Here is a 6,730-nt window from a genome sequence, read left to right as displayed (position 1 = left end):
CTTTCGATAGCCTGTGTGGCTAACTTTACGTTTTGGGCGGGATGGCAATATTAGCCTGATTAGGACACCGGACAAGTAAATTATAAAATCCTGTAAGCCATACAGGAAAAGACTTTTAGGCTTAGCGTACGATTTTGTCCGAATTCCCCGTTTGCCCCACCTATAACCCAAGGATCTGTTTCTTCTTAGCTTGAAATTCTTCTTCAGAAATGATTCCCTTTTCTTTTAGAGACGCTAGTTTCTCTAATTGATCTAGATCACTATTATTGTTAGCTACTGGAATAACACTATCAGCCTCGATGATTCTTTGCCCAATAATAGTTTTAGCTCTCTCAAATTCTTGCGTTTTCTCTTCAGTCCCAAAAGTAACGGTGTTTTCGTCGGTAACAGCTTCAAAAGCCCCACCTTTTGCTTCTACTCCTCCTTTAAGGGTTAACTGAATGAAGCCTACTGTTAAATCAGCTTTCTTAAATCAATACTCCGGACAAAATTTGAGCAGGTTTTAAGGCTCAAACCCGCATCCTGCCGTAAGCAAGATCTTTTTTTCCAAGTCAGGGGCAGAGCTAACTTTGAAAAAATGGCTCGATCCTTGAACTGCTAGTTCTGAAAGCCCTATAGAACCGTTCAAAAAACTGTCCAGAGTATTGTTAAATTGCACAGCAGTAATGCTTTTATATGGAATAGTTTTCTCGCCAGTGCTATGACTATTCAACAAACCTCCACTTCTCTTAATAATGACTCCTGTCTTCGTCAAGATTAGGTCTCCACTTCGCCCTTCAAATACATTATCGTATTTATTCGGGTTAGTTTTCTGAACAAGTATATCTCTCGCCCGATCGAAATCATGCGCTTTCTCGTGTGTGAAAGTGATTGAAGTTGCTGATATGTTGGCACTCAAAAAAGTGATTTCCTTTGCTGCCCCTGGTAGCTGTAGGTAGATAAAGCCCCGCGACACCAAATTCGATCTACGGTATTGAAAATCTACAATATCACCATAGGGAATGCTTATATCCTTGTCTTTGATCCCAATGAAGTCCTTCTTTCTTATTACAACTTCTGCATCCTTTAAGATAAGAAAGCCGTCATAACCCTTACACTTCAAAACAACCTCCTGTGCAGATTGATTATTTTGAATATTAAATCTTTCAGTGAGAATTTCCTTTGCCTTATCAAAGTCTTGTACTTGACTTGACAAAAAAGTTACCCCACTTTCACTACCATTTGCTTCTAAAAAGGTAACTTCCATTTTTGAGTCTGGTAACTGGAAGTAGAGGTATCCCGGTGACATCAACTTTGATCTTTCATATTGAAGGTTTAGGATATCACCATAGGAGATATGCTTTTCCCCTTTCTTATAGGGGCTTAAAATCCCTCCCTTCCGCTTAATCACAACTCCTAGCTCAGTTAGGACAAGAATTCCATTTTCACCCTTGCATTCCAGAAGTAGATGGTCACTCAGTGCAGTTTTTTCCTGCTGAACTTTCTGCTGTGAGACTGTGCTTGGCTGTTTTGGTGAGCATACTTGAGAGCTAGTGGACTGTAGAGATACCGGGCTAGCTGAAGAGAAAGATTGTTCTTGTAGATCAAATTCCCGACTCCAGGATAGAGATTTACTACCCGTCTTCCGCCCATAGACTTTCAGCATTCTGACTGAGGCAATTCCTAAGCCCATAACACCTTTGTAGATAAATGGAGCTAGGGTCTGCTCGTCGGGTGTCTGAGCAGCTTCTAGCATGACCCGTAGGCAACCATCTTTGAGAACAGGTTTTGCCAGGATGCCCTTTGATTGAAGAGAGCGATTAATTAGAAAAGCGATCGCACGTACATCACCTTGCTTGGCAAGTTCTACAGGGTTTGGTTGAGCGGTAGTCATAATTTTACTAAGAAGGGTTTTATAGTAGTTCTTGCTCTAGGACAATACTCCGGACAAAATTTAATCAGGGTTTGTGCCTCAAACCCTGATTTATAGCTACCGCCACATAGGTTAGGACAGGGACATTTTTGGCAGCACGCGAAGCACACTACCAAAAATGTCCTAAGCAAAGTGGCGATGGCTATAACTGTGGACAGGGTCTTACTATTTCTTAGGCTACCAATTTAAGCCGGCAACTGGTTGCGGGTTTTGCCTAAAAGTTGATGCGAAATATTGAATAGCAAGGTCAAATTGAGCTTTCAAAGGAAAAGAACGATCTGTTTTGATCGTCTCCCTGCCGCTTTTCCCCCGATTCCGGTTTTCAACGCACGACCATTCTGGGTCTCTGTTGCCAAGACCTCAAAAGGGATGGATGACGCAGGGGTTAGCTTTGGCAGAAATGTCGGAGATTGATCAGGGTGTATGCCAGGGTTTTCAAGGCGTAGTGCAATTTACTGATCCGCTCGAAGCGCAGCAGTAAGCGACGGAACTTATCCTCCCAGGCAAAGACTCGCTCAATGGTGCGAAACCGTTCCTTCAAGATTGCTGGATCAAAAATCGGTTTGCGTCCCCGCTTCGGAGTCTTTCTGCCGCGAGGATTTTCAGGAATATTCGGCACCATACCGCGATTGAAAATGGCTTTGCGGTTCGCTCGGCTATCGTAGACCCCATCCAAGCTGACGAGGGCCTGGTTCAGGTCGAGTCCGACCTGCTTGGCGATGCGGGACACTTGCGGCAGTGCTGCCTGCAACAGCGGTGATTCATTCCGATTGCCGGGTGCGGCAATAAAAGGAGCAATCACATTGCAGTTACGATCACAGAAAGCAACCACTTTGTCGCCTTTCAAATGTTTGTGCCCGCTGAATCCGAGATTGTCGCCCCCTTTCTTTGCTGCGGTCGTCGTCCCATCCCCATGAATGACGCTGGTATCGAGGTGCTCTTTCTGGTGAAGCTGCAAAACGGAACCCTCGAAAATAGCATCAAAGCATCCCTGGTACTCATAGCGCCGAAAGGCGGAATAGATCCGGGTGTAATGAATCTCCGGTTGCCCCGCTTTGCTCTTCTCGATCGGCAGCTCTTTCCACTGGCAGCCAAGGTATAGCCATCGCCACTTTGCTTAGGACATTTTTGGTAGTGTGCTTCGCGTGCTGCCAAAAATGTCCCTGTCCTAACCTATGTGGCGGTAGCTATACAAGAGTTTCAAAATATAGTTAAAGACCGCGTGCAAAGAGAGCTTTGGCTGAGGTCCACGACTGCCGATGTGCAGGTGGGGCAAGACAAATAGCTCAAACTGTTCTAAGGTCAAATGCGTGGGAATCCATTGCCACGGTTGAGATTGAGCCATCTTTTCTCCTATCGACTATCAATACTAAAGAGACTTGAGCTATTTTAGTCAGAAACGATAGAAGCCCCCGCAAACAGGAGCTTTCAGACAAATTCACCCAGGCGGGAAAACCCGCAACCAGTTGAAGGAGATGAGCGCGATCGTAAAAGCATTGCTAGATCGAGGCTAGACTCAAGACAAGACGATTGAATGTCTAAACATCTAAACATCTGAGTGTTTAACTGTGTTGGAATACTAGCCTGGGTTTTGGTGCGCTGACGCTTGGTCGTTGGCTGGGCTTGCTTTACGATGAGAATATGCTTCAGCAATGCCGCTGCGGGTTCATCGTTGGGATCTTGGGGAACTAACTCTCCCCGGAAGGCTTTGGCGAGGGTGGCTTGCTCTAGGTGATCGCCTAAACCGTTATAAACTGGATATCAGGAACGCCAGCACGCTCGAAGTCAGGTCTGTGAGCCTTGAACACGAAATTCATCAAGTCTCTGAGGCAATCCTAGATCTCCTGAGCGGGATGACTTGAGTTAGAACTCAGGATTGGCTATGCGACTGATTTAATTTAGAACTCGCGCCGATGGGGGATGGTGCTGCACCCTTAAAAACAATACGTTAGTTCATCAGGCAAATGGATAGGCTCAACGATGGTGCAGCAAACCAGACTCCATCAGACATGGCTCACTCTAAAATCTCTACCGTGGGATAAAGCAGTTCGCTATACGCTGAGCATCGGCGCGCCGCTGGTGATTGGCTCCGCAACAGGAATGCTCCGTTATGGAGTGGTTGCCCTAATTGGCAGTATGTACGTTGTGAATGTTGCGAATGTCGATGCCCGTCCGAAAGATCGACTCCTTGCCACTCTAGCGGGTTCTGTCCTCATTACGGGCTGTGCTCAACTCGGTAGCGTCCTGAGTCACTCCCCTGAGATGATTGTATTAGGAGTGCTCGTTCTGGGCACGATTGCCGGATGGTTACATAGCGCTCATGCGGCACTCGAAATCATGGTGCGGTTTGCGGTGCTGGGCTTTCTGTTTGGGGCATTGCAGCTTGCCGCCTTTGACACTCAATTAATTCCGGTTGATGAAAGCATCGTTTTTGTCTTTTTGATCGGTGGATTGTGGACAGCCACTGTATTAGCGATCCAGCATTGGCTTTTGGGATCGAATCCTTTGGACGGTGCGCCTGACCTACGCGAAGGCTGGAAGCGCATTCAATCCAAACAAACGGCAGGGTTACGGTTTGCTCTGTGCTATGGCATAGTTGCTGCGATCGCCCTGGGAGGGAGTTTTTTATTCCATCTGCCTCGTCCGTTTTGGGTTGCTGCGACTACTTTATTGGTGATGAAGCCCGATAGCCGTGCAACCGTTCAGCGGACTTCTCAACGGATCGTGGGAACGTTGATTGGCGTGCTGCTGGTGGAAGAAATTATTACCTCGATCCATGATCCCAACCTTCTGATTGCCTGCATTCTTCTGGCGGCTCCACTCATCCCCATCGGTTTAGCTAGAAATTACACGCTGTGCTGTGCAGCGATTACGGTATTGGTGATGGTGATGATTGATCTGCTGACTCTGAATCAAGGCGGAGATCGGGAGTTACTGCCTGTGCGGTTCTATGCAACGTTGATTGGCTGTGTTCTAACGGCAATGGGAACCGCCGTCACCTACCCTGAACTTTGGCTGCACAGAAGTCAGAGAATTAAGTGACTTGACAGGAGATCAGCAGGTTGATGGGTTCTGTCAGATGATGGAGACGACGAGTTGAGGAGTGGCTAGAGAACTTCATAGTACACTTATATCCTTTCTACTTCTGTTCTACAATGGCGGCGACGTGTTGAGGACAAAGGGCGATGAATAAAGGTGAACTCATTGATGCCATTGCGGAGAAGGCAGAGGTCAGTAAAAAAGATGCTGATGTCGTTTTGACTGCACTCATTGACTCGATCGTAGAGGCAGTCTCCGCAGGGGAGAAAGTCTCGCTGGTCGGTTTTGGGTCGTTTGAGCCGCGAGATAGACAGGCAAGAGAGGGACGCAACCCTAAAACGGGCGACAAGATGACGATCGCGGCGACTCGGATTCCTGCCTTTTCTGCCGGGAAAGCCTTTAAAGAGAAAGTGGCACCTAGCGATTAGTTGAAGCGATGAGGCAGTGAGATGCGAAAAATCATCCACATCGACATGGACGCTTTCTACGCCTCGGTTGAACAGCGAGATCATCCGCGCTATCGAAGCAAGCCCGTTGCTGTGGGTGCAACTCCTAATCAGCGAGGTGTCGTCTGTGCAGCTAGCTATGAGGCGAGAACGTTTGGCATTCATTCAGCAATGTCATCTAAAATTGCGATTCAGCGCTGTCCTCACCTGATTTTCGTTCCACCCCGCTTTGACGTGTATCGGTCAATCTCGCAGCAGATTCGCGCCATCTTTGAGCAGCACACAGACCTGGTAGAACCAGTGGCACTGGATGAAGCCTACCTGGATGTCACAGAGAATAAGTTGGGATTGCCTTATGCCACTACGATCGCACGAGCGATTAGAGCTTCTATCTTCAAAGAGACAGGCTTAACGGCTTCAGCAGGCATTTCTTTTAACAAGTTTCTAGCGAAGATGGCATCGGGGCTGAACAAGCCCAATGGCTTGACGGTGATTCTCCCTGAGCAGGCGGAGACGTTCGTGGAATCCTTACCGATAGAGAAGTTTCACGGCATCGGCAAGGTTAGCGCCACCAAGATGCACGAGTTGAACGTTCACACGGGAGCCGACTTAAAGCAGCGCTCTGAACCTGAGTTAGTGCAGCACTTTGGCAAGGTTGGGCACTACTACTTCAAGATTGCCAGGGCACAGGACGATCGCAGAGTCGAGGCGAATCGAGTGCGTAAATCAGTGGGGGCAGAGACTTCTTATGCTCAAGACTTAAGCGATCAGGCGGTGATGCTGCATGAACTGGAGACGATCGCTGAAACCGTCTATCAACGGCTGAAGCGTCACCAAACTGGCGGGCGGACGATCACGCTGAAGATAAAGTTTGCGAACTATCAACAAATCACCCGCAGTCGGACGGTGATCAGTGAAATTCGTGAAGTGGGGACGATCGTGGCTTTAGCGCAGGCGTTGTTTGAGGCGGTTAATTTGGAGGGGCGAAATGTGCGGCTGTTGGGAATCTCGCTGTCTAATTTAGGAGGTGAGGAGCAGTCATTCAGAGCTTCTCACCTCGAATCGTCGATTCAGTTGGTGTTGTTTTAGCGGTGGAGCCTTTCAATGTCAGACCCTCAACCTCAATTCACTTCAACCGAACTGAAGGAATGGCAGCAACGCCTGGAGGAAGCAGACCGTCACAATATTCTTTGTCACTGTCGAGCCTGTGACCATGAGTGGGTTGCCTCTAAACCGGAACCTTGCGTTTGTGGCAGCAAGAGTGTGGAACACATTGCCTGTTGGCAGTTTCCAGATGGTTGATAGAGGATCACGGGCACTCTATTTAGAACCC

Annotated in this window: 8 protein-coding genes; 4 read left to right on the top strand and 4 right to left on the bottom strand. The window is 47.8% G+C overall.

Translation table 11 applies throughout. From position 1 onward, the window contains the following. Positions 1 to 160 precede the first annotated feature (160 nt). The 4 genes from A8707_RS30770 to A8707_RS30005 all read right to left on the bottom strand — a co-directional run bounded on the left by A8707_RS30770 (position 161) and on the right by A8707_RS30005 (position 3,257). Positions 161 to 283 carry an SHOCT domain-containing protein gene (locus tag A8707_RS30770; RefSeq protein WP_414858413.1) on the bottom strand — a complete coding sequence of 41 codons (123 nt, stop codon included), beginning with the start codon at positions 281 to 283 and terminating at the stop codon, positions 161 to 163. Positions 284 to 502: 219 nt separating this feature from the next. Next, positions 503 to 1,873, bottom strand: coding sequence for a hypothetical protein (locus tag A8707_RS25120; RefSeq protein ID WP_068820056.1), 1,371 nt, complete (start codon positions 1,871 to 1,873; stop codon positions 503 to 505). A gap of 424 nt (positions 1,874 to 2,297) precedes the next feature. Further along, positions 2,298 to 2,870, bottom strand: a complete 573-nt coding sequence (locus A8707_RS30010) for a transposase (protein WP_231948466.1) — start codon at positions 2,868 to 2,870, stop codon at positions 2,298 to 2,300. 210 nt (positions 2,871 to 3,080) lie between these two features. Beyond that, positions 3,081 to 3,257 (bottom strand): hypothetical protein, encoded by a 177-nt coding sequence (locus A8707_RS30005; protein ID WP_231948465.1) that lies wholly within the window; start codon positions 3,255 to 3,257, stop codon positions 3,081 to 3,083. Between the two features lie 635 nt (positions 3,258 to 3,892). Here A8707_RS30005 and A8707_RS25100 point away from each other — a divergent pair. The 4 genes from A8707_RS25100 (at position 3,893) to A8707_RS27280 (ending at position 6,699) form a co-directional block, all read left to right on the top strand. Further along, on the top strand, positions 3,893 to 4,954 hold the full coding sequence (locus A8707_RS25100; protein WP_068820052.1) for an FUSC family protein: 1,062 nt from the start codon (positions 3,893 to 3,895) through the stop codon (positions 4,952 to 4,954). A 143-nt stretch (positions 4,955 to 5,097) separates the two neighbouring features. Then, positions 5,098 to 5,379, top strand: a complete 282-nt coding sequence (locus tag A8707_RS25095) for an HU family DNA-binding protein (RefSeq protein WP_068819333.1) — start codon at positions 5,098 to 5,100, stop codon at positions 5,377 to 5,379. Positions 5,380 to 5,400: 21 nt separating this feature from the next. After that, complete coding sequence (gene dinB / locus A8707_RS25090; RefSeq protein ID WP_068820051.1) at positions 5,401 to 6,486, top strand: DNA polymerase IV; 1,086 nt, start codon at positions 5,401 to 5,403, stop codon at positions 6,484 to 6,486. 15 nt (positions 6,487 to 6,501) lie between these two features. Next, the gene (locus A8707_RS27280) at positions 6,502 to 6,699 is read left to right on the top strand and encodes a hypothetical protein (protein ID WP_074382584.1); all 198 of its coding nucleotides are present in this window, start codon (positions 6,502 to 6,504) and stop codon (positions 6,697 to 6,699) included. The last annotated feature ends 31 nt before the right edge of the window (positions 6,700 to 6,730 follow it).

Origin of the sequence: Phormidesmis priestleyi BC1401 (assembly GCF_001650195.1) — a bacterium.
GTDB classification, from domain to species: domain Bacteria; phylum Cyanobacteriota; class Cyanobacteriia; order Leptolyngbyales; family Leptolyngbyaceae; genus Phormidesmis_A; species Phormidesmis_A priestleyi_B.
Note: the sequence above shows the minus strand (reverse complement) of the source record. Positions and strands in the feature narration are given on the sequence as shown.